We start from the raw sequence: 19,736 nt of genomic DNA on the forward strand, positions 1-19,736 counted from the left end.
CGCGCAGAGCATGACGATGACGGCGACCGGGCCGGCATCCGGCCTTGAGCCGTTTTATCAGCAGAAATTGTCGTGGTCGGACTGCAGAGAAGGCTTTCAGTGCGCCACGTTGAAGGTGCCACGGGACTACGCCCGTCCCGAGGGTCACCAGCTGAAGATCGCCGTCATCCGGCTGCCCGCGAAAGACAGATCCCGGCGCATCGGCTCACTGGTGACCAACCCTGGAGGGCCCGGCGCATCCGGCGTCTCTTTCCTCCGTACCTCCAGCCAGGCGTTCGGCGAGGCACTGCGAGATCGCTTCGACCTCGTCGGGTTCGACCCCCGCGGCGTGGGGCGGAGCGATCCGGTGCGCTGCCTCGACTACCGGCAGGCCGAGCAGCGCCTCCTCTACGATCCGCCCACCACGCGCGCCCAGGTCAACGCCGAGGTCACGTTCTGGCGGGCGTTCGTGGCCGCCTGCGAGGCCAGGTCCGGGGCCAATCTTCGGTACGTCGGAACGGTCAACGCCGCCCGCGACATGGACGTGCTGCGGGCGGCGCTCGGCGACAGGCGACTGACCTACCTCGGATTCTCGTACGGCACCTACCTGGGCGCCTTCTACGCCGACCAGTTCCCGCGGAACGTGCGGGCCCTGGTCCTGGACGGCGCGTCCGACCCGAAACTGACGGGCGAGGAGTTCCTCCTCGGTCACGCCGAGGGCTTCGAGACGGCACTGCGCGCCTTCGCCGCCTACTGCGTCAGCACCGCCGGCTGCCCGTTGGGCACGGGGAGCGTGGACCGGGCCGTCGGCAAGATCTCCGGCCTGCAGGAACGGACCGCCCGCGTGCCCCTGAAGAACCGGGCGGACGGCCGCGTCCCGGTGGACGACGACGGGGTGACGCAGGGAATCTACACGGCCCTCTACAACCGGAACTACTGGCCCACGCTGCGGCAGGCGCTGATACAGGCGATCGACGACGGTGACGGCACCGGCCTGTTCAAGCTCGGTTATGCGCAGGAGATGATCGCCCCGTTCGGGGCGCTGCAGGCGATCAACTGCGTCGACAAGCCGTTTCCCGCCGATCTCGCGGCCGTTCAGGACCTGGCCGACCGGGCCGGGAAGGTCGCGCCGCACTTCGGCTCGTTCGTCGTGTGGCCGTGGCTGGCATGCGCGTACTGGCCGGTCAGGCCCACCCGGCAGCCCAGGGCGGTGACCGCGACCGGAGCGCCGCCGATCCTCGTGATCGGCACCACCCGCGACCCCGCGACCCCGTACAAGTGGGCTCAGAGCCTGGCGGACCAGCTCACATCCGGCGTCCTGCTCACCTACGACGGCGACGGACACACCGCCTACCTGACCAACACGGAGAAGTGCATCCGCGAACCGGTCGAGCAGTACCTGATCAGCGCTCAGCCCCCGAAGCGCGGTATCACCTGCAAGCAGACGCCGCTGGACCCGGCAGGCAAGGGCTCACCGAGCTGAACCCGCCCTGGCTAACACCGGAGAAACAGCTGCGCCGCAATGCTGCCTGCCATGGCTTCGCACTCTTTGTCGCTTTTCTCCCCCATGTAGGCCGCCGTGCCGTCCCAGCCCGGGACGCGACCGCTCCGGCGAACCCTGCTGGCGTCCGTCCTCTCGTCATCCCTGCTCATCTCATGCAGCCCCGCCCCCGCACCCGTACCCGCCCCGCTCGTCCCTCGCCCGGTCGCCGCGACCACGCCGTCAGCGCCTGGTCCGCGCGGTTCGTCGTACAGGAAGGCGCTGACCCGTTCCCTGCACCGCTACCTGGACGACCTCCCCGGCCAGCTCTCGGTGTCGGTACGCGAGCTCTCCACCGGCCTGTCCTACACCTACAACCACCGCCTCAGAACGGCCACCGCCAGCATCGTCAAGGTCGACCTCGTGGTCGCGCTGCTGCTCAAGGCCCAGCGCCGGCACCGTGGCCTCACCGGCCGGGAACGGCGGTCGGCGGCGCGGGCCGTCAAGGTCAGCGACAACGCCGCCGCGTCCACGCTGTGGTCCGCGATCGGCGGCGCGCCGGGCCTGGCCGCCGCCCACCGGAAGCTCGGCCTGCGCGACACCACCCCCGGCCCCGGAGGAGCGTGGGGAGCGACCACGACCAGCGCCGCCGACCAGCTCCGCCTCCTGACCGCGCTCACCTCCCCCAAGAGCCCCCTTTCCGCCAAGAACCGCCGGTACGTGCTCGGCCTGATGAGCGAGGTGACGCCGGAGCAGTCGTGGGGCGTCAGCGCGGCCGGACGTGGGGACGTGGCCCTCAAGAACGGCTGGCTGCCACGGCCGCGCGACGGGGGCCGGTGGACGGTCAACAGCATCGGCCGGGTACGCGACCGCCACGGGTACACGTACCTGATCGCCGTCATCTCCCACCGGCACCGCACGATGGGGGCCGGGGTGAAAGCGGTCGAGCACGTCGCCGAACTCGTCACCAAGGCCCTCTTCAAGGCTGCGGACCACAGGTGAGGCCGAGCCGGTCCATCCCGGCCCCGCCCATTCCTCCGCTCCACCCCGCCCTGGCGGCGAAGGGCGGCGGCGTGGGACGGACGAGGGCGCGTTACGCCGCGGCTGTCAGACGTCCCAGGTGACCGGGAGGCTCTTGACCCCGTAGATGTCGGCGGTCTCCGGGCGCAGGGCGACCTCGTCGGCCGGTACGGCCAGGCGCAGGGTGGGGAAGCGGTTGAGCAGCGCGGGGAGCGCGACGCGCAGCTCGACGCGGGCCAGCTGCTGACCCAGGCACTGGTGGATGCCATGGCCGAAGGTCAGGTGGCCGCCGTCCTGCCTGCGGATGTCCAGCACGTGGGGGTCGGTGAAGCGCTCGGGGTCGCGGTTGGCGGTGTTGCCCGACAGGATGACCGTCGTACCGGCCTTGATGGTCTGGCCGCCCAGCTCGACGTCCTCCAGCGTTACCCTCTGGAACGCCCTGAGGACGCTCAGATACCGCAGCAGCTCCTCCACGGCCGGTTCGATGAGCGTGGGCTCGGCGCGCAGCGCCGCCAGCTGCTCCGGGTTCTGCAGCAGCGCGAAGGTGCCCAGCGCCAGCATGTTGGCAGTGGTGTCGAACCCCGCCGACAACAGGATCAGGGCCATGCCCTGCAGCTCCTCGTTGGTCAGGTCGCTGTCGGTGAGGTCGCTGAGCACGTCGTCGGTGGGATTGGCGCGCTTGGCGACCACCAGCTCCGCGAGGTACTGCTGGACCGCGGTGTAGGCCGCGATCAGTTCCTCGTCGCTGACCTCCCCGCCGAGGAACTTGTCGATGTTGTCCTGGAAGCGGCCCCGGTCCTCGTACGGCACGCCCAGCAGCTCGCAGATGATGATGGCGGGGATGGGCTTGGCGAAGGCGGTCACCAGGTCCGCCGACGGGCCGGCCTTCTCCATGGCGTCCAGGTGCTCGGCGGTGACCTGCTCGACGCGCTCGGTGAGCAGCCGCATCCGCCGGACCGTGAACTTGCCCACCAGCGGTTTGCGGTAGCGGCTGTGCTGCGGGTCGTCCATGAGGAGGAACTCGCCGGGCGGCGCCGGAGGGAGCTCGATGTCGCCGTATTCGCTGTAGTCGATCAGCGGGTGGTGGCGCATGAGCTCCTTGCGCGAGCTGAACCGCGGGTCGGCCAGGACCGACCGGGCCAGGTCGTATCCGGTGATGAGCCAGCCCTGGTGTCCGCCGGGGAACGGGTAGGGGGTGATCGGGCTGTGCTCGCGGGTCTGGATCAGCTCCTTGGGCGGGTCGAAGGGGCAGCCGGGCTGACGCGCGGTCGGCATCTTGGTGAGGGGGATTTCCATGGTCATTCCTCTCATCGACCTAGGTTCAAGTCGGGACATCGCGATCAGGACTGAACGGAAGCGATGACGCTGGGTCTGCCATCAGCAGCGGGTTTTCCTCGCCGGTGAGCCGGTCGTGCGGGGGCCAGCAGCGTGGTCAACACGTTCGCTGCCGCGGTCTTCCCAGCGCCGTCGGATCCGAGCCGTGCCGGTCCGGGCATCCGGCGCGATGCCGTCGAGCACGGGGCCGTGATGGCTGAGCCGTTCATGGGATCCACCATCGCCGACCGCGCTGATATCGGACCGTTGCCGAGCTGACACGGTCTCTGACACGTCACCGCATCAGACCTGATCGCCGCCGGGACCTCCACTGCGGCACATGCGCGCACAAGACAGCAGAGCCACCGTCACCTCGGCGGCATCCCAAGCTTCGGCAGTGGCCTCGTCGGCATACATCGGCCTCTACAGCGTCTCCCGCCCCAACAGCCTCGGCGGCATCCGGGCCTCAGCGGCCTTGGCGGCATCTCCGGCTGTGCCTCCAACCACGCCGACGCCAACCAGCCCATCAACCAACCGGCTCGGCACCGCCGAGGAGATCGCCCAAGCCGCCCTACGGCCACCGGGACGAACACCTCGGGTCACACGGCAAGGACACCCACGCTCACGCCCCGCCACGGACGGCTTCGATCAGTGCGCGGAGGAGGGCGGTGCGCCGGGGCATCTCGGCGACGATGACGTGCTCGTCGTCCGCGTGCGCCCCGCCGCCCACCGCACCCAGCCCGTCGAGGGTCGGGCAGCCGACTCCCGCCGTGAAGTTGCCGTCCGAGGCGCCGCCCACCGAGGCCGAGATCAGCGGCCCCACTCCCAGGTCCGATGCCAGCTCCTGCGCCAACGCGTACAACGAGGCCGACATCGCGCTCTCGAGCGGCGGCCGGTTGGGGCCGCCCAGGACCTCCAGGCGGGTGCCGGGCAGGACCGGCCGGAGCGCGCGGAAGGCCGCGTCCACCCGATCCTGCTCCGACATCTCAGCCACTCGCACGTCCACCGAGACCGAGGCCGCGGCGGGGACGGTGTTGCGTGCCGTGCCGGCCGACAAGACCGTCGGCGTGACAGTGGTGGCCCCTGCGCCCATGGCGGCGATGGCCAGGACCTGGTGAGCCAGCTCGATCGCGGAGTTCAGCCCCTTCTCGGGCTCCAGCCCGGCGTGCGCGGCCCGGCCGCGGACGTTGACGGTGTAGAGAGCGGTGCCCTTGCGGGACGTCTTCAGCGCGCCGCCGTCGGCGCTCGCCTCCATGACGAACGCGGCGGCCAACCCGCGGGCGGTCTCCTTGATCAGCTCGGCCGACGTACGGGAACCGCACTCCTCATCACCGTTGATCAGCAGAGTGATGCCGTCGAGCGAGTCGAGCCCGGCCAGCGCGTGGAACGTCTGCACCAGCCCCGCCTTCATGTCGAACACCCCGGGCCCCCGGGCCACGCCGTCCACCACGGACCAGGGGTGGGTGGCGAGGGTGCCGATCGGCCAGACGGTGTCGTGATGACACAGCAGGAACACCTTGGGGGTGCCGAACGTCCAGCGCAGGTGCGTGACGCCGTCGATCACGAGGAACTCGGGCTGCGTGCCCAGGTAGCGGGCTCCCATCGCCGCCACGACCTTCGCGCTGCGGGCAACGGCTTCCAGGTCGTGGGTGAAGGACTCGCACAACACCAGCTCTTCGAGATCCTCGATCATGCCGTCCCTCCGTAGAGCTCGTGCTTCATTCCGTTTCCTCTCCGCAGCCGTCAGCTCGCACCGGCCCGATCGCCGTCCGAGAAGGGGTGATGAAGGGGTCATGCGCCTGCCGCGCACTTAGATCCTCTGAAAGCGGTGCATGCTGCCGCCGACCGAACCGGCTCCCGCCCAGGAACCAGCGCACGCTGTCGCCAACGCCGTCAATTGCTCACTCAGGAGATGGCGAACGCCGCCGCCCACTCCACCGACCACTCGCCCAAGCAGCACATCCGCTGCCACCAACCGAACCGGCTCCCGCCCAGGAACCAACACGCCTTGCCGCCAACACCATCAACCGCTCACCCAGGAGACGGCGCCGGCCGCCGCCACCCACTCCACCTGCTACTTACCCGGAAAACGGTGCACGCTGCCGCCAACCGGCCCAGCTATTTGCCGGAAAAGCGTGCGCGCGGTCGTTAACCGACCGAGTTACCTGGCCGGAGAGCGATGCTCGCCGGCGTTAGCCGACCCGGCTATTTCCCGGAGGCGGTGCACGCCGGCGTTGACCAGCTCAGCTGTTGCCCGAAGGCGATGCACCCTGCCGCTGACCGAACCTCGACCGCATGCCGCCGATCACGCCAGTTGCTCGCTCAGGAAGCGGTGCACGTTGCCGCCGATGATCTTCGTGACGTCCTTCTCCGGGAGGCCGCGGGCGAGCAGGCCCTCGGTGACCATGGGCAGGCCGGAGGGACCCGCCAACCCCGGGACGGCCGACTTCGGGTTGACGCCTCTCGTGTTGAGGCCCTCGCAGCACGGCGGCGTCAGGTCGTCCATGACCTCGCGGATGAAGTCGGGGCCGAGCCCGACGTGGTCGATCCCGGCGACGGACACGATGTGCTCGATGTGGTCGAGCAGGCGGTCGAGGGTCATGTCCTCCTCGCGTTCGGCGAGGAAGGGGGCGAAGAAGTTGACGCAGATCACGCCGCCCGTGGCGGCCACCGCGCGGAGCTGGTCGTCGGTGAGGTTGCGGTGGTGGTCGCGCAGCGCCCTGGCGGCGGAGTGGGTGGCGATGACCGGTCTGGTGGCCAGCTCCAGGACGTGCGCCACGCCGGAGGCGCCCAGGTGGGAGACGTCGAAGACGATGCCGAGCCGCTCCATCTCCTCCAGCGCCGCGATGCCGTGGGAGGTCAGGCCGCTGCCCGTGGCGTCCTCACCGCTGCCGTCGGCCAACGCCGTGCGCCCGAAATGCGCGATGGACGCCACCCGTACGCCAAGGCGGTGAACGGTCGAGATCAGCTCGACGTCGGCGTCGATGCCCGGCATGCTCTCCAGCGCGATCACCAGCGCGATCTTGCCCTCTTCGAGCGTGCTGTCGATGTCGGCCGCGTTCAGACAGATCCGGACGTGGTCGGGATTTCCCTCGGCCAGCACGTGCGCACACTCGATCATGCGCAACGTCTGCCTCAGCGCACCCTCCGGCCGATATTGGTCGTCGATGAAGACCGGCAGGACCTGCAGATCGACTCCGCCCTCGACGAGCTGGGGCAGCCATCTCTCCCGGAAGAACGAGGCCCACTGCTGAGGCGGCCGCGCGGAGACGGCCATGAGCAGATCGTTGTGTGTGTCGGCCACGACTGCGCGTCGGTGGAGGGAAAGCGTCATGCGATGGACGTTATCGCGAGGGCTGGACCTGCTCCAATGCGCCCTGAGTCCGATTTTTTGGATCACTTGTACGACTGTGGGTTGAGTTTCAAGTGTGCCCAGTGGGGAATCGCGTGCACCCGGTCAGGCACCCACCGCGCGCGGCGACGGGTGACGGCCGAGTCCGTGGTGGTGACCGAAGGGGGCACCGTGCTGCAGATGTGGCACCGGGAGTGGCCTCGCCGCTGGGAGTGGCGTCGCCGTCGGGAGTTCACCCCAGGATCGGGTGAGCCGGTCAGGCGTCCTCGTGCGACTCCGGCCAGCCGGATTCGAGCAGGTCGAAGATGGCGTTCATCGCGGCCAGGGGGTCGGCCTCCACACCCGCGAGCTCAGGAATCTCCAGGACATAGCGGGCGAGCGCGCGGACGGTCATGTCGGACGGGTCGCGGCCGCTCTCGGCGGCGATCGCCTCGGCCAGGGGCCCTTCACCGGCTATCCAGAGCCTGCGCGAGTACTCCCGCAGGGCGGGCGTACTGACGATCAGGTCGCGCTTGGCCCGCAGTTCGGGCGGGAGATCGTCGGTGAACGGCCCCCGACCCGCCAGGCACCGACGCAGGGCTTCCAGTACGGACTGACCGGCGGGCCGGTCGCGGACCGCGGCGGCCAGCCAGACATGCCGTTCCGCGCCGTCGTCGAAGATCAGCGCTTCCTTGCCGTCCGGCACGTGCGCGAACAGCGTGGCGATGGAGACGTCCGCCTCGTCGGCGATCTGGGCGACGGTGACGCCGTCGTACCCGTGCTCGGCGAACAGCCGCAACGCGGCGTCCGACAACGCCCGGCGGGTCTGTGCCTTCTTGCGCTCCCGGCGCCCCATCTCCACGTCCCCATCGTAGCGAAACCTGTAACGCCTACGAATCCATAATGACTATAGTTTCAGAGTCAGTTCAGAAACCATCGAGCCAAGGAGCCGACCATGTCCCCCTGGGACGTACGACGTCTTCCGCCCGCCAAGGGCAAGCACTTCCTCGTCACCGGCGGCAACGCCGGCATCGGATACTTCGTCGCCGAACAACTCGCCGGCACCGGCGCCACCGTCATCCTCGGCAGCCGCGACACCGCCAAGGCCGAAGCCGCGCGGGCCTCGATCCGCGCTCGCGTCCCCGGCGCCGACGTACGGCACATCCGCCTGGACCTCGCCGACCTCTCCTCGCTCAAAGCCTCCGTGGACGCCCTGAGCCTGGAGAGGCTCGACGCGGTCGTCTGCAACGCCGGAGTGCTGCTCGACCAGCCACAACGGCGGGTCACCGGAGACGGAAACGAGCTGATGTTCGCCACCAACCACCTGGGGCACTTCGCGCTGATCCACTGGCTCTCGCCCCTGCTCGCGGCCACGCCCGCGAGCCGCGTCGTCACCACCGGCAGCTTTACCGCCAAGTCCGAGAGCCTGGACCTCGACGATCTCCAGAGCGCGCGCGACTACCGGCCCAAACGCACCTACGCGCGATCCAAGCTCGCGCAGATGCTCTTCGGCTTCGAACTCGACCGCCGCCTGCGCGCCGCCGGCAGCACGACGCTGAGCGTGGTCACCCACCCCGGCGGCGCACTCGACTCCCTCACACCGGCCCGCCCGCCGGTCCACCTGCCCACCACCGGCGAACGGCTGCGCGGCCTGCCCGCCGGCCTCCTCCTCCAGGGCAAGGAAGCCGCCGCCTGGCCCGCCGTCCGGGCCGTCCTCGACCCGTCCGTACGCGGCGGCCAGCTATGGGGACCCCGGGTCTTCGGGATCCGCGGCCTGCCCACCCTCGAACCTGTACGCGGCCATCTGGCCGACACCGAACTCGCGGCCCGCGTGTGGACCGCCAGCTCCGCCCTGACCGGCCTCGACCCGAGCCCTCCGGCGGCATTGCGGTAGCGGACCACAGTCCGATAATGTCCTCCCGGCACCGACCGGCACCAGAAGAACGCCACTCCAGCGAACCTCACCCGGCGAGGGCCGCACCGTTTCCCCCCGCGCGAGAGTGAAGGTCAGCGCCCATGAGGAAGATCCTCAACGTTGCTCACGTCTACATGATCCTCGGACTGGTCAGCGGCCTGTACTACCGCGAGCTGACCAAGCTGACGGGCTTCACCGGCGACACGCAGCTGGGCGTCGTCCACACGCACCTGCTCGCGCTCGGGATGCTGTTCTTTCTCGTGGTCCTCGCTCTGGAGAAGCTGTTCGCGCTGACCTCCGTCCGGCTCTTCGGCTGGTTCTTCTGGATCTACAACGCCGGCCTGGCGGTGACCGTCGCCACGATGACCCTCCACGGCACCCTGACCGTCCTGGGCCGCCCCAGCGGTGAAGCCATCGCGTTGATCTCCGGACTGGGTCACGTCCTGCTGACCGTGGGCCTGATCCTGCTGTTCGTCACCCTGGGCAAGCGCATCCCCGCCAAGCCCGCCCCCGCGACTGACCCCGTCCCGGCCGACGCGGCACCGCGGAACGCCGAAGCCTGACGAGGGCTCATGGTCGCGCCCGGGCCTGACCCTCGACCAGGGCTGCGAAGCCGTCGAGATGGCGCGCCAGGCTGTACTCGAACAGCCCGTCCAGGTCCGACACCGTCTCCTCCGGGATCGTGGCCAACAGCGGAAATCGTCCGCTGTCGAGGAGTTCGTCGGCGCGGTTCCGTTGCGCGAGCCACCACCGGTCGAGGGTCACGCCGGTCTCCTGCTCGGCCTCGACCTCGTCCGCCATCGACAGGGCGACGGTGATGACCAGTCCGTGCAGCGCGAGCGCCTCCCGGATGCATGTCTCCATGGGCAGGCCGAGCCCGTCGAGCGCGCGCAGGGTCCATTCGGTGTGGGCCATCATGTTGGGCACGAGCAGCGGGCGCGTGAACGAGACGGCCCTGGGCAACCAGAGGTGCCGCCGTACCAGCTGCCATTGCGCGCGGGAGATCAGTTCGAGCTTGGCCCGCCAGCCGTCCGGCCCGGGCACGGGGAGCTCCGGTTCGCCGAAGACCTCGTCGACCATCTGCGTCACCAGCTCGTCCTTGTTCTCCACGTGCCGGTAGAGCGACATCGGACCGGCGCCGAGCTCGGCCGCGAGCCGCCGCATGGACACGGCGTCGAGCCCTTCGGCATCGGCGATCTTGATGGCGGTGCGGAGCATCTGCTCGCGATTGAGCGCCTGCTTGGGGACACCGGCCTGCCGCGGTCTCGGCGGCACGACCGGCTGCTTGAGGGTCGTACGTGAGCTGACCACCGCGCCGGAGCCGACCTTCGTCTCGACCAGCCCCTCGTCGCGCAGCGCCGCCATCACCTTGGTCGCGGTGGCGAGCGCGACGCCCCATCGCTGGGCGATCTGCCGGATGGACGGCATCCGGTCGCCGGGCCGCAGGGCGCCGCTCAGGATCCGGGCACGGATCTCCGCGACGATCCGCTGGTAGGGCGGATCCGTTCGCTGCATGGGGACCTCCGATCCATCGATAAGTGCACTAGTTCACTCTATACAGTACTAGTTCACTTCTTTCCCCTAAAACCGCCAGAAAGGCGGCTATCCAAATACTCTGTACGCATGACAGTTGATACGCCGTACGCATCCGTGCGGAAGGCGGATGGAGCAGACGAGCAGGCGGTGCTGGACGTCCTCACCGAGGCGTTCATGAACGACCCCCTCGCCTGCTGGCTCTTCCCCGAGGCGAGCGAACGAGGTCGGCTCCAGTCGTACTTCTACCGCTCCCTGCTGGCCCAGCCCACCGCCGAGGCGTACCTGATCGGCGGTCGCGAAGGCGCCTCGTTGTGGCTGGCGCCGGCCACCGGCCAGACGTCCCACGATGGGGCGGACCAGGTCTTCGGCGAGAACGGAGCACGGCTGCAGGCCGTGGGCGAGGCGCTGGCCCAACGGCACCCCGGCCACGAACCGCACCTCTACCTCGCGTGCATGGGAGTGGTCGGCGGGCGGCAGGGCGCCGGACTCGGTACGGCGATGCTGCGGCACCGGCTGGAGCGGGCGGACGCCGATGGGCTCGCCGCGTACCTGGAGGCGAGTTCGCCCCGCAGCCGCGACCTCTATCTGCGGCACGGCTTCGAGGATCTCGGCGAACCGGTACGCGTGGCCGACAGTCCGCTCCTGTGGCCGATGTGGCGCCGGCCGCGGCCTTGACCACCCACACAAACCCAACGAACCAGGAAGAGAGCAACCATGACCAACCATGAAGCAGGACGCGCGCCGACTCTGGTGTTCGTCCACGGGACCAACTCCTCCTCGGCCCTGGGCACGGGGCTGATCCGCGAACTCACCCTGCGCGGGCACCGAGCCCTGATGGTCGACCTTCCGGGACACGGCGACGAGGCGTTCTACCCCCGCGCGTACCAGGCCCCGCAGGACCTCCAGGCGCTGGCGACCGAGCCGTCGCCGCTCGCCAAGATCACCATTGACGACTACGTCGAACGCGTCGTGGACGTGGTCCGCCGCGCCCACCGCCTCGGGCCCGTGATCCTGGCCGGCGCCAGCCAGGGCGGCGTCACCGTGAGCAGGGTCGGCAACGCCATCCCCGAGCTGCTCGACCGGGTTGTCTATGTCGCCGCGTACTGCTGCGTGGACCTGCCGAACCTGGCCGCCTACCTCGCCACGCCCGAGAACAGCGACAGCCTCCTCCCCCAAGTGACCCAGGCGCTGGTCGCCGACCCCGCGGTCCTCGGGGTGACCCGGCTCAACTGGCGCTCGGCCGACCCGGCGGTGTTCCGCGGCGTCAGGGAGGCCCTGGCCGGCGACTTCACCGACGAGGGGGTGAGCCGGCTGCTCAACCTGCTCGAACCGGATGAGACCGCCGGCATCCCCATGGCCGACGCCCGGGGCGAGGCGCACACGTGGGGCCGCATTCCCCGGACCTACGTACGTTTCACCCTCGACCGGCTGATCCCGCCGGCGCTGCAGGACCGGTTCATCCAGGAGGCCGACCGCCTCACGCCGGACAACCCGACCGACGTGCGAAGCGTCGCGGCGCCCCACGTCGGCCCCTTCGACCGGCCCGAAGTGGTGGAGATCTTCAGCGAGCTCCTCAGCCGTTAGTCCCGCGCGCGCGAGGTCTCAGGGGGTACGGACGTCGCGCGTGGTGCCGTCCGCGATGGCCTGGAGTTTGTCCGGGTTGGCGATGTTGTGGATGGTGAAGATGCGGCCCTCGGCGTCGAAATCGAACGTGACAGTGGCGATCACCCGGCCCAGGCCGCTGAACACCACGCCCGGGCCGCCGTTGATCTCGACCAGTGCGGCGTTCATGTCGGCGGGCTCGACGCCCTGGTAGGTGACCTCACCGATGGCGGCGAACCAGGCGGCCACCGTCTCCGCGCCCACCACCGGCCGCAGCGCCTGGCGAACCTTGCCGCCGCCGTCGGTCCACAGGGTGACGTCCGGGGACAGCAGTTCCATGAGGGTGTTGATGTCGCCGCCGGTCGCGGCGGCGAGGAAGCGTTCGGTGACGTCGCGTTGCCGCGACCGGTCCGCGGTGAACCGGGGCCGCCGGGCCCGTACGTGCTCGCGAGCACGGTGCGCGGCCTGGCGCACCGCGGGCTCGGAGCGCTCCACCGCCTCCGCGATCTCGGCGTGGCTGAAGCCGAAGACCTCCTTCAGCACGAAGACCGCGCGTTCGAGCGGGCTCAGGGTCTCCAGCACCACCAGCATCGCCGTCGACACCGACTCGGCGTTCGTGACGTCGTCGGCGGTGTCGCCGCTGGTCAGGATCGGCTCCGGAAGCCACGGCCCGACGTAGGTCTCGCGCTGGTGCTGCGTGGAGCGCAGCCGTTGCAGCGCCAGGTTCGACACGATCCGCGCCAGATAGGCCTTGGGGTCGGCCACCTGCGAACGGTCGGCGGCCGACCATTTGATCCAGGCCTCCTGGACCGCGTCCTCGGCGTCCGTCACGGTGCCGAGGATGCGGTAGGCCACGGAGAACAGCAGGTTGCGATGCTGGTTGAAGACCTGCTGGTCGCGATCGGAGTACGGCTGAGTCACCGCACGCCCCTGGTGAAGCGGCCGCCGCGGGGCCAGAACGCGCCCGAGGCGGGCAGCTTCTTCATGCGGCCATAGGTCGGCCAGGGCGAGGCGGTCACCGTCTCCTTATACCGTGCCGCCGTCCGGCCGGTGAGATAGGCCCGTCGGGGGCTGTCGTCGGGGTGGGTGAACTGGACGACGGCATCGTGCCGCCCCAGGCTCACCGGCGTGTGGTAGTAGCCGAAACGGAACGGCTTGGGCCGCCTGCCGTCCAGCGTGCGGACGATCGACACCGCGGCGTGCACACCGGTCGGCATGCCGCCCTGGCACGTGCCGTGCATGACGCCGTACCCCTGCCGGATCGCGGCCGCGTCGCCCACGGCGTACACGTCCGGGTGCGACACCGACCGCAGCGCGGCATCGGTGACGACCCGGCCACGCTCGTCGACGGTCAGACCGGCCGCGGCCGCCAGCGGCGACACTCGAGTACCGCTCGTCCACAGCACGGCGTCGGCGGCGACGAGCTCCCCGCCCACCAGCTCCACCGCGTCCGGCAGCACCTTCACCACCTCGGCCCCGCTGAGCACCCGGACGCCCAGGCGCGCGAGCGCGGCCTGCAGATACGCCCTCGGCTTGGGGCTCATGGCCACGCCGGGCTCCTGCCGGCCCAGCAGCACGACATCCAGCTCCGGGTACTGCTCGGCGATCTCCGCGGCCGACTCGACGCCGGTCAGCCCGCTGCCGCCGACCACGACCGTGCCACGGCCCAGCCGAGCCAGCCGATCGGCCAGCAGCTCGGCGTCCTGCGCGCTGTTGAGCGTGTACGCGTGATCCTCCACGCCCGGCACCGCCGACGTGTCGGCCACGCTGCCCAGCCCGTACACCAGCGTGTCGTAGTGCAGCACCCGGTCGTCGTCGATCCGTACGAGCTTCGCGTCCGCGTCGACCGCCGTCACCCAGCCCCGCACGAACCGCGCGCCCGTGCCCTCCAGCAGCTCCGGGATGCTCAGCTCGGCGACCCGCTGCCCGGTCGCCGACATGTGCAGCCGCAGCCGCTCGGTGAACCGCTCCTGCGCGTTCACCAGGGTCACCTGCACGTCCTCGCGCCGCGTACCCCGAGCCGCGAGCTGGATCGCCGCGGCCATGCCCGCGTACCCCGCCCCCAGAATCAGAACCCGATGTTCGGTCATCTTTGCGCCCTTCTCCTCGCACTGACGACCACGTGATGCAAGCTGCTCGCCGATACGTGACACGGGCCAGGTGTGACGTGCGCCACACCCCGCCTCATGAACAGGCTACGGAGGCTTTCGCCTGGTCAGCGGCCACGAGAGGACGCGAGCAACGGCGCTATCGCGGGCTCAGAACACAGAACTCATGGCCATCGGGATCGGCCATGACCACCCAGTCGACCTCGCCCTGACCGATGTCGACGCGCGTCGCCCCGAGGGCGACGAGCCGCTCGACCTCCGCTTGCTGATCACCGCCGGCGGGCGGAGCGAGGTCGAAATGCAGCCGGTACTTCCCGGTCTTCGGGTCCAGCGGCGGACCGCCCCAGGTGATCTTCGGGCCGCCCTGTGGCGAGCGGATCGCGGTCTCCTGGTCCTGATCCCAGACCAGCGGCCAGCCCAGCGCCTCGCTCCAGAAGTAGCCGACCTCCTGCGAACCGTCGCACGCGAGCGCCCCGACGAATCCGCATTCGGCGAGGAAGTTGTTGCCCGGCTCGATCACGCAGAACTCGTTGCCTTCGGGGTCCGCGAGCACGACATGCTCATCCTCCGGACCTTGACCGACGTCGATGTGCCGGGCGCCGAGCCGGAGCGACCTCGCCACCGTCTCCTGCTGGCCCTCGAGGGACTTGCTCGTCAGGTCGAAGTGCATCTGGTTCTGGCTGATCTTCTGCGCCTGGGACGGCAGGAACCGGATCCGGAACCCGGTGTCATCGCTCGGCAGGAGCGCGACGCCGTCGCGGGGGTCGTCGGCCAGCTCCCAGTCCAGGACGCCGGCCCAGAAGCGCGCGAGACGGAGCGGGTCGTGTGCGTCGAAGCAGAGCGCGTGGAGGCGACAAGCCATTCCGCTCCGCACCTCCGATCTGCTGATTCAAAGCCGCAGAAAGGGCACGTCCGCCGCGCCCATGGAGAAGATAACGTCGGGCATACAGGCCCCGCCACGCATTTTCTCCCGCGCCCGGCCCACGAACGGGCACAGCGCGCTTACCTGGGTGAAGCGCATTCGGCCCCCAGGACGTGCGGGTAGGCGTTTTTGCAGCACAGCGGCGTGTCGGAAGGTGGACCTTCGTTGCGCCTATTCGAACCCCGCCGAGCCCTGTCAGCGTCCTGTAGTCCTGCTATGCGCTATCGGGTGAGCACACCATCGCAGGGCCGGAAGTCTCCGTCTCCGTCGGCGTATGCAGAGCCTTGCCCGTCGGTGTAGCGATCCCAAAACTCGCGAGGAATCACGTATTCCTCTCGACGACAAACGCTCTTGAGCGGATCCTGGCCCACGTGCGAAAGATCCCAGACTCGGGGGCCACTCCACGCGCTGCCCATCACCGCGGTCCGCCCGTCGTCGCTGAGGGCTACCGCATGCACGGCACGAACCCCCGTCTTCAGGGCTGCCAACCTCACAGGTCTCGACGGTTCTGACAGATCCCACAGGACGGCACGCCCCCGATAATCGGCGGTAAGCACCAGGTCCCCCTTGCGTGCCATGGCAACGGCGAACACGTCATGAAATTCCCCGCCCATCGTCGCCACACGCACAGGCTTCGTGCGGTCGCTGAGGTCCCAGACCTCCGCCGCATTTCCGGTGCCGAACACGGCTCTGCGTCCGTCAGGGCTGAGCGCGACGGATTCCTCCCCTTGATCATCGGCATAGAGCTCGGCCGGATGGGCCGGATCCGTCAGATCCCAGACAAGGAAACCCTCGCCTCCAACCACCGCCGCCGTCTTGCCATCGGCGCTGATGGCCATGTTGTAGAGAAAATCGCCGGGCACCTTCAGTGTCGATCGGCGGGCCGGATGGGACAGACGCCTGAAGTCCCATACCTCCACCATCACAATATTTAGATCGTCGCTCAAATCGTCATATGCGATCAAGGCAGTCGCCCCATCGCGAGACAGGACGATCTCATCGAAGGACTCCCCGAGCGGCAGGAATGCCACCTTGCGTGGGCGTGTCCGCTCGCCGAGATCCCACAGGGTCACGCCGTCGAAATCCTCGGCGGTCGCAACAGCGCGCCCGTCTGCCGACATTGCCATTTGGTCGACCGAGGAGACTTTGAAATCAAGCACACTCACGTCTGGGTGCTCCTCGCGCAGATCCCACCGATGCACCTTCTCATCAAGGGGGCGGGCGAGGACGAAGGACCCGTCCGATGCGATCGCCACGTCATCGGACCGGCTGACGTCAGTGAGATCGGCAAGTCCTTCGTTCGCGAGGGTGTCAGCCAGTGCTTCCACCGTCTGAGCGTCGGCGTGCAGGCGTACGGCTGCCGCGCCGAGTAATCGGGCGTCCCCCGCATCGACTTCGCGTAGTTCCGCTCCTTTGAGCGCCAGCCTCTGCGCCAACGCTACGCGCTCAGCGTCACGCCGCCCGCCCGCCTCGACCGCGAGGCTCCAGGTGGAGACGGCTAAGACGACCAAAAGGGCAAGAAACCACCGTGTCCGGTCGGCGTGTGGGACATACACGTGTGCTCCGTTCGGGGACGATCCACGCCAGATCAAACCACGTCCGAACAAATAAAGGGGGTAAACGTGGCCGCATTGCCGAAGTGAAGCTTCGCTATGGACCCTTCGAATTCCTGCCGGACTCAGCCAACCTCCGGATCGAGCGTGAATTCCATCAGGATTCGTCGGCTCCGGAGACCTGGCCGATGGGGAGGAGGCGGCGCAGCTGGTTTCCCAAGTGGCTCCTGGAAGTCGCCGGGAAAACGGTCCGTGTAGCAAGCAGAAAACCGATTCGTTCCGCGACTTCGATACGGGTATGACCACGGCCAACCAACAGGTAGTCGTGGCGAAGAGCCGAGTGGCTCGGCCACGAGTCGACCACAACCACCGTGGACCTGTACGGCCACCTCGTCCCCGAAGCTTCTGCCAGGGCCGGAGAAGCGCTCGACAGGGCGGTCGGACCATCGCTGAACGTGCAGTGGCCTTGGGGCATCCCCGTTCCCTCCCAGGTCAGAGAGGGATTGGGTGACGAGTCGGCCTGTAGGCCGGGTTCTGTCCTTCGTGAGAAGGGGCGACCATCCATCTAGGGCCGCCGTTGCCGGCGGCCTCGAGCGGTCTACCCGCGCGGCTCGGGCGGGCAGCCCTCGAACGTCGCGCGCGGGACGCTCCGAAGAGCGTCCCTTCTTGACCTTGCTCCGGGTGGGGTTTACCTAGCCGCCCACGTCACCGTGGGCGCTGGTGGTCTCTTACACCACCCTTTCACCCTTACCTCCCGTCAACCGGGAGGCGGTCTGCTTTCTGTGGCACTGTCCCGCGGGTCACCCCGGGTCGGTGTTACCGACCACCCTGCCCTGTGGAGCCCGGACCTTCCTCGGCGGGCCGGATGGCCCGACGCGGTCGCCCGGCCGACTCGTCTGCAGCACTTTACCAAGCTCCGCGGCGTTCCCGGTCAACGGCGCAGGTGTGAGGTGTCGTTGAACGACTTCACCACGGCCGGGCCGTCCGCGTAGTACTCGATCAGCGACAGGCAGGCCACGTCGAGGTGCATGCGGTAGAGAGACTCCAGCGGGGCCATCAGGGCCAGCCGCAGCAGCATCTTGATGGGTGTGACGTGGGAGACCGCGAGGACGGTCTTGCCCTCGTAGCGCTCCACCAGCCGCTCCCCCGCCGCCTGGACGCGGCGGGCGACCGTGGCGAAGCTCTCGCCGCCGGGCGGCGCGGTCTCCGGGTCGGCGAGCCAGGTGGAGAGCTCGGCGGGCCAGCGGCGCTGGACCTCCGTGAACGTGTGGCCCTCCCAGTCGCCGAAATCGAGCTCCCTGAGGTCCTCGTCCACCTCGACGTCGAGCCCGGTCCGCCGGGCGACCGCCTCCGCGGTCTGCCTGGCGCGCTTGAGGGGCGAGCTGACGATCACATCCAGCCGGTACGGCTCGCGCGACAGCCGTTCGGCGGCCGCCGCGGCCTGGGCCAGGCCGTTGGCCGTGAGCTCGGCGTCGCCCCTGCCCGAGAACCTGCGCTCCACGGACAGCGCGGTCTCGCCGTGCCTGAGCAGGAGCAAGGAGGTGGCCACGCGGGTGGGCGGGGCCCAGCCGGTGCCCTTGGCGGGCGCCTTGGCCGTGCGTTGCTGGGCCGCGGCGGTGGAGGCGGTTGGGGCGGATATTTCGGAGATGGTGCCCGTGGTGCCGATAGCGCCTATGTCGAGGAGGTCTGTCTGCTGGGCGATGGCAGGCGGTGTGGTGGTGGGCGCCGTGGTGCGGGCCGTGGAGGGCTCTCCCGCTCCCGCTGCGGTCGGGGGCTCTTCCTGGAGCTCCGGTTGGGTGGTGCCGCCGGCCTTCCAGGTCAGGCCCTTGGCGGCCGCGTCCATGGCCTCGTTGGCCAGGCGGTCGGCGTGCTTGTTGCGCTCGCGGGGGATCCAGGTCCACTCCGTCACCCGCAGCCGCCTGACCAGGGATCCGGCTTCCATCGCGAGCGGCCGCAGCCCCTCGTTCTTGATCTTCCAGCGGCCCGCCATCTGCTCGATGACCAGCTTCGAGTCCATCCGGACGGCCACCGGCGCGCCCTCGCCGCCCAGCCGCAGCACGGCCTGCAGGCCGGCGATCAGGCCGCGGTATTCGGCGACGTTGTTGGTCGTGACGCCGATGGCCTCGGCCGCCTCCGCCAGCACCTGGCCGTCGGAGGCGTCCATGACCACCGCGCCGTAGCCGGCGGGCCCCGGGTTGCCGCGGGAGCCGCCGTCCGCCTCGATGACGTAGGAGGTCACAGGCCTGACTCTGCCGTACGTACGAGGATGCGCCGGCACTCCTCACAACGGAGGACGTCGTCGTGGGGCGCGGCCTTGATGCGGTTCATCTCGGCGATGGACAGGGCCACCTTGCACCCCTGGCACCGGCCGCCGCGCAGCATCGCGGCGCCCACGCCGTACTGGTCCTTGAGCTTCTCGTAAAGCGCCAGCAGGTCGGCGGGAATCTCGCCGGAGACGCCGCCCCGGCGGCCCTTTACCTCCGAAGCCTCCTTGTCGATCCCCTGGAGCCCCTCGTCGCGGCGGGCCTCGGCGGTGGACAGGGCGGCGGCGAGCTCGTCACGCTGCGCGATCAGGTCGGTGACCTTGGTGTCGGCGGCCTCCCTGCGCTCCATGATCTCCAGCACGACCTCTTCCAGGTCGCCCTGGCGCTTGTGCAGCGAGGCGATCTCGGACTGCAGGCTGGAAAGGTCGCGCGGCGAGGTCACGGCGCCGGAGTCGAGGCGCTTCTGGTCACGGTCGGCACGCGTGCGCACGGCGTCGACGTCGCTCTCCGCCTTGGCCTGCTCGCGGGCCAGGTCGCCCGCCTCGGTCTCGGCCTCGATCACCTGGGTGGCGACCTTGGCGAACAACTTCGACCGCTCGTCGATCTCGGCCAGCTCGGGCAGGGTGCGGCGGCGGTGGGCCAGCCGATCAATCACGGAGTCGAGCTCTGCCAGGTCGAGCAGTCTCTTCTGTGCCTCAGGGGCTGCTTTCAT

At 69.4% G+C, this 19,736-nt stretch carries 18 protein-coding genes and 1 other RNA gene; 7 read left to right on the forward strand and 12 right to left on the reverse strand.

Going from position 1 to position 19,736, the window contains the following annotated elements:
* The first annotated feature begins 115 nt into the window (after nucleotides 1-115).
* Together ACWDRB_RS03125 and ACWDRB_RS03130 are read left to right on the forward strand one after the other, a co-directional pair.
* Entirely contained in the window at nucleotides 116-1,462 is a 1,347-nt protein-coding gene (locus ACWDRB_RS03125) for an alpha/beta hydrolase (protein ID WP_449891773.1), read from the forward strand.
* Nucleotides 1,463-1,558: 96 nt separating this feature from the next.
* Complete coding sequence (locus ACWDRB_RS03130; protein ID WP_449891643.1) at nucleotides 1,559-2,461, forward strand: serine hydrolase; 903 nt, start codon at nucleotides 1,559-1,561, stop codon at nucleotides 2,459-2,461.
* A 105-nt stretch (nucleotides 2,462-2,566) separates the two neighbouring features.
* Here ACWDRB_RS03130 and ACWDRB_RS03135 read toward each other — a convergent pair whose 3' ends face one another.
* Nucleotides 2,567-3,775, reverse strand: a complete 1,209-nt coding sequence (locus ACWDRB_RS03135) for a cytochrome P450 (protein WP_449891644.1) — start codon at nucleotides 3,773-3,775, stop codon at nucleotides 2,567-2,569.
* Nucleotides 3,776-3,907: 132 nt separating this feature from the next.
* On the opposite strand from ACWDRB_RS03135, the gene ACWDRB_RS03140 reads away from it, so the two are divergent.
* Nucleotides 3,908-4,072, forward strand: coding sequence for a hypothetical protein (locus tag ACWDRB_RS03140; protein ID WP_449891645.1), 165 nt, complete (start codon nucleotides 3,908-3,910; stop codon nucleotides 4,070-4,072).
* A gap of 343 nt (nucleotides 4,073-4,415) precedes the next feature.
* On the opposite strand, the gene ACWDRB_RS03145 is transcribed toward ACWDRB_RS03140, so the two are convergent.
* The 3 genes from ACWDRB_RS03145 to ACWDRB_RS03155 all read right to left on the reverse strand — a co-directional run bounded on the left by ACWDRB_RS03145 (nucleotide 4,416) and on the right by ACWDRB_RS03155 (nucleotide 7,980).
* Nucleotides 4,416-5,486, reverse strand: a complete 1,071-nt coding sequence (locus ACWDRB_RS03145) for a M20 family metallopeptidase (RefSeq protein ID WP_363965983.1) — start codon at nucleotides 5,484-5,486, stop codon at nucleotides 4,416-4,418.
* Nucleotides 5,487-6,098: 612 nt separating this feature from the next.
* On the reverse strand, nucleotides 6,099-7,127 hold the full coding sequence (locus ACWDRB_RS03150; RefSeq protein ID WP_449891646.1) for a dipeptidase: 1,029 nt from the start codon (nucleotides 7,125-7,127) through the stop codon (nucleotides 6,099-6,101).
* A 274-nt stretch (nucleotides 7,128-7,401) separates the two neighbouring features.
* Complete coding sequence (locus tag ACWDRB_RS03155) at nucleotides 7,402-7,980, reverse strand: TetR/AcrR family transcriptional regulator (protein ID WP_449891774.1); 579 nt, start codon at nucleotides 7,978-7,980, stop codon at nucleotides 7,402-7,404.
* Nucleotides 7,981-8,079: 99 nt separating this feature from the next.
* Here ACWDRB_RS03155 and ACWDRB_RS03160 point away from each other — a divergent pair, with 99 nt between their 5' ends.
* Entirely contained in the window at nucleotides 8,080-9,018 is a 939-nt protein-coding gene (locus ACWDRB_RS03160; RefSeq protein ID WP_449891647.1) for an SDR family NAD(P)-dependent oxidoreductase, read from the forward strand.
* Nucleotides 9,019-9,140: 122 nt separating this feature from the next.
* Nucleotides 9,141-9,602: a DUF2871 domain-containing protein gene (locus tag ACWDRB_RS03165; protein ID WP_363965989.1), complete on the forward strand. Its 462-nt coding sequence runs from the start codon at nucleotides 9,141-9,143 to the stop codon at nucleotides 9,600-9,602.
* A 7-nt stretch (nucleotides 9,603-9,609) separates the two neighbouring features.
* Here the strand turns inward: ACWDRB_RS03165 and ACWDRB_RS03170 are convergent, their stop codons facing one another.
* On the reverse strand, nucleotides 9,610-10,554 hold the full coding sequence (locus ACWDRB_RS03170; protein WP_449891648.1) for a TetR/AcrR family transcriptional regulator C-terminal domain-containing protein: 945 nt from the start codon (nucleotides 10,552-10,554) through the stop codon (nucleotides 9,610-9,612).
* Nucleotides 10,555-10,662: 108 nt separating this feature from the next.
* Here ACWDRB_RS03170 and ACWDRB_RS03175 point away from each other — a divergent pair, with 108 nt between their 5' ends.
* Together ACWDRB_RS03175 and ACWDRB_RS03180 are read left to right on the forward strand one after the other, a co-directional pair.
* On the forward strand, nucleotides 10,663-11,250 hold the full coding sequence (locus tag ACWDRB_RS03175) for a GNAT family N-acetyltransferase (protein ID WP_449891650.1): 588 nt from the start codon (nucleotides 10,663-10,665) through the stop codon (nucleotides 11,248-11,250).
* Between the two features lie 39 nt (nucleotides 11,251-11,289).
* Nucleotides 11,290-12,159 (forward strand): alpha/beta fold hydrolase, encoded by an 870-nt coding sequence (locus ACWDRB_RS03180; protein ID WP_449891651.1) that lies wholly within the window; start codon nucleotides 11,290-11,292, stop codon nucleotides 12,157-12,159.
* An 18-nt stretch (nucleotides 12,160-12,177) separates the two neighbouring features.
* On the opposite strand, the gene ACWDRB_RS03185 is transcribed toward ACWDRB_RS03180, so the two are convergent.
* The 7 genes from ACWDRB_RS03185 to ACWDRB_RS03215 all read right to left on the reverse strand — a co-directional run bounded on the left by ACWDRB_RS03185 (nucleotide 12,178) and on the right by ACWDRB_RS03215 (nucleotide 19,736).
* A complete protein-coding gene (locus ACWDRB_RS03185) occupies nucleotides 12,178-13,098 on the reverse strand; it encodes an RNA polymerase sigma-70 factor (protein ID WP_449891652.1) in 921 nt (306 codons plus the stop codon).
* Entirely contained in the window at nucleotides 13,095-14,267 is a 1,173-nt protein-coding gene (locus tag ACWDRB_RS03190) for an NAD(P)/FAD-dependent oxidoreductase (RefSeq protein WP_449891653.1), read from the reverse strand. Before ACWDRB_RS03190 ends, ACWDRB_RS03185 begins: the two co-directional genes overlap by 4 nt.
* A gap of 157 nt (nucleotides 14,268-14,424) precedes the next feature.
* Complete coding sequence (locus tag ACWDRB_RS03195; RefSeq protein WP_449891654.1) at nucleotides 14,425-15,147, reverse strand: VOC family protein; 723 nt, start codon at nucleotides 15,145-15,147, stop codon at nucleotides 14,425-14,427.
* Nucleotides 15,148-15,428: 281 nt separating this feature from the next.
* Entirely contained in the window at nucleotides 15,429-16,763 is a 1,335-nt protein-coding gene (locus ACWDRB_RS03200; protein WP_449891655.1) for a WD40 repeat domain-containing protein, read from the reverse strand.
* 504 nt (nucleotides 16,764-17,267) lie between these two features.
* Nucleotides 17,268-17,655, reverse strand: an RNA gene (gene rnpB, locus ACWDRB_RS03205) — RNase P RNA component class A.
* 36 nt (nucleotides 17,656-17,691) lie between these two features.
* Complete coding sequence (locus ACWDRB_RS03210; RefSeq protein WP_449891656.1) at nucleotides 17,692-18,999, reverse strand: bifunctional RNase H/acid phosphatase; 1,308 nt, start codon at nucleotides 18,997-18,999, stop codon at nucleotides 17,692-17,694.
* The gene (locus ACWDRB_RS03215; RefSeq protein ID WP_449891657.1) at nucleotides 18,996-19,736 is read right to left on the reverse strand and encodes a zinc ribbon domain-containing protein; all 741 of its coding nucleotides are present in this window, start codon (nucleotides 19,734-19,736) and stop codon (nucleotides 18,996-18,998) included. Before ACWDRB_RS03215 ends, ACWDRB_RS03210 begins: the two co-directional genes overlap by 4 nt.

The sequence above is a fragment of the Nonomuraea sp. NPDC003707 genome, from assembly GCF_053587055.1.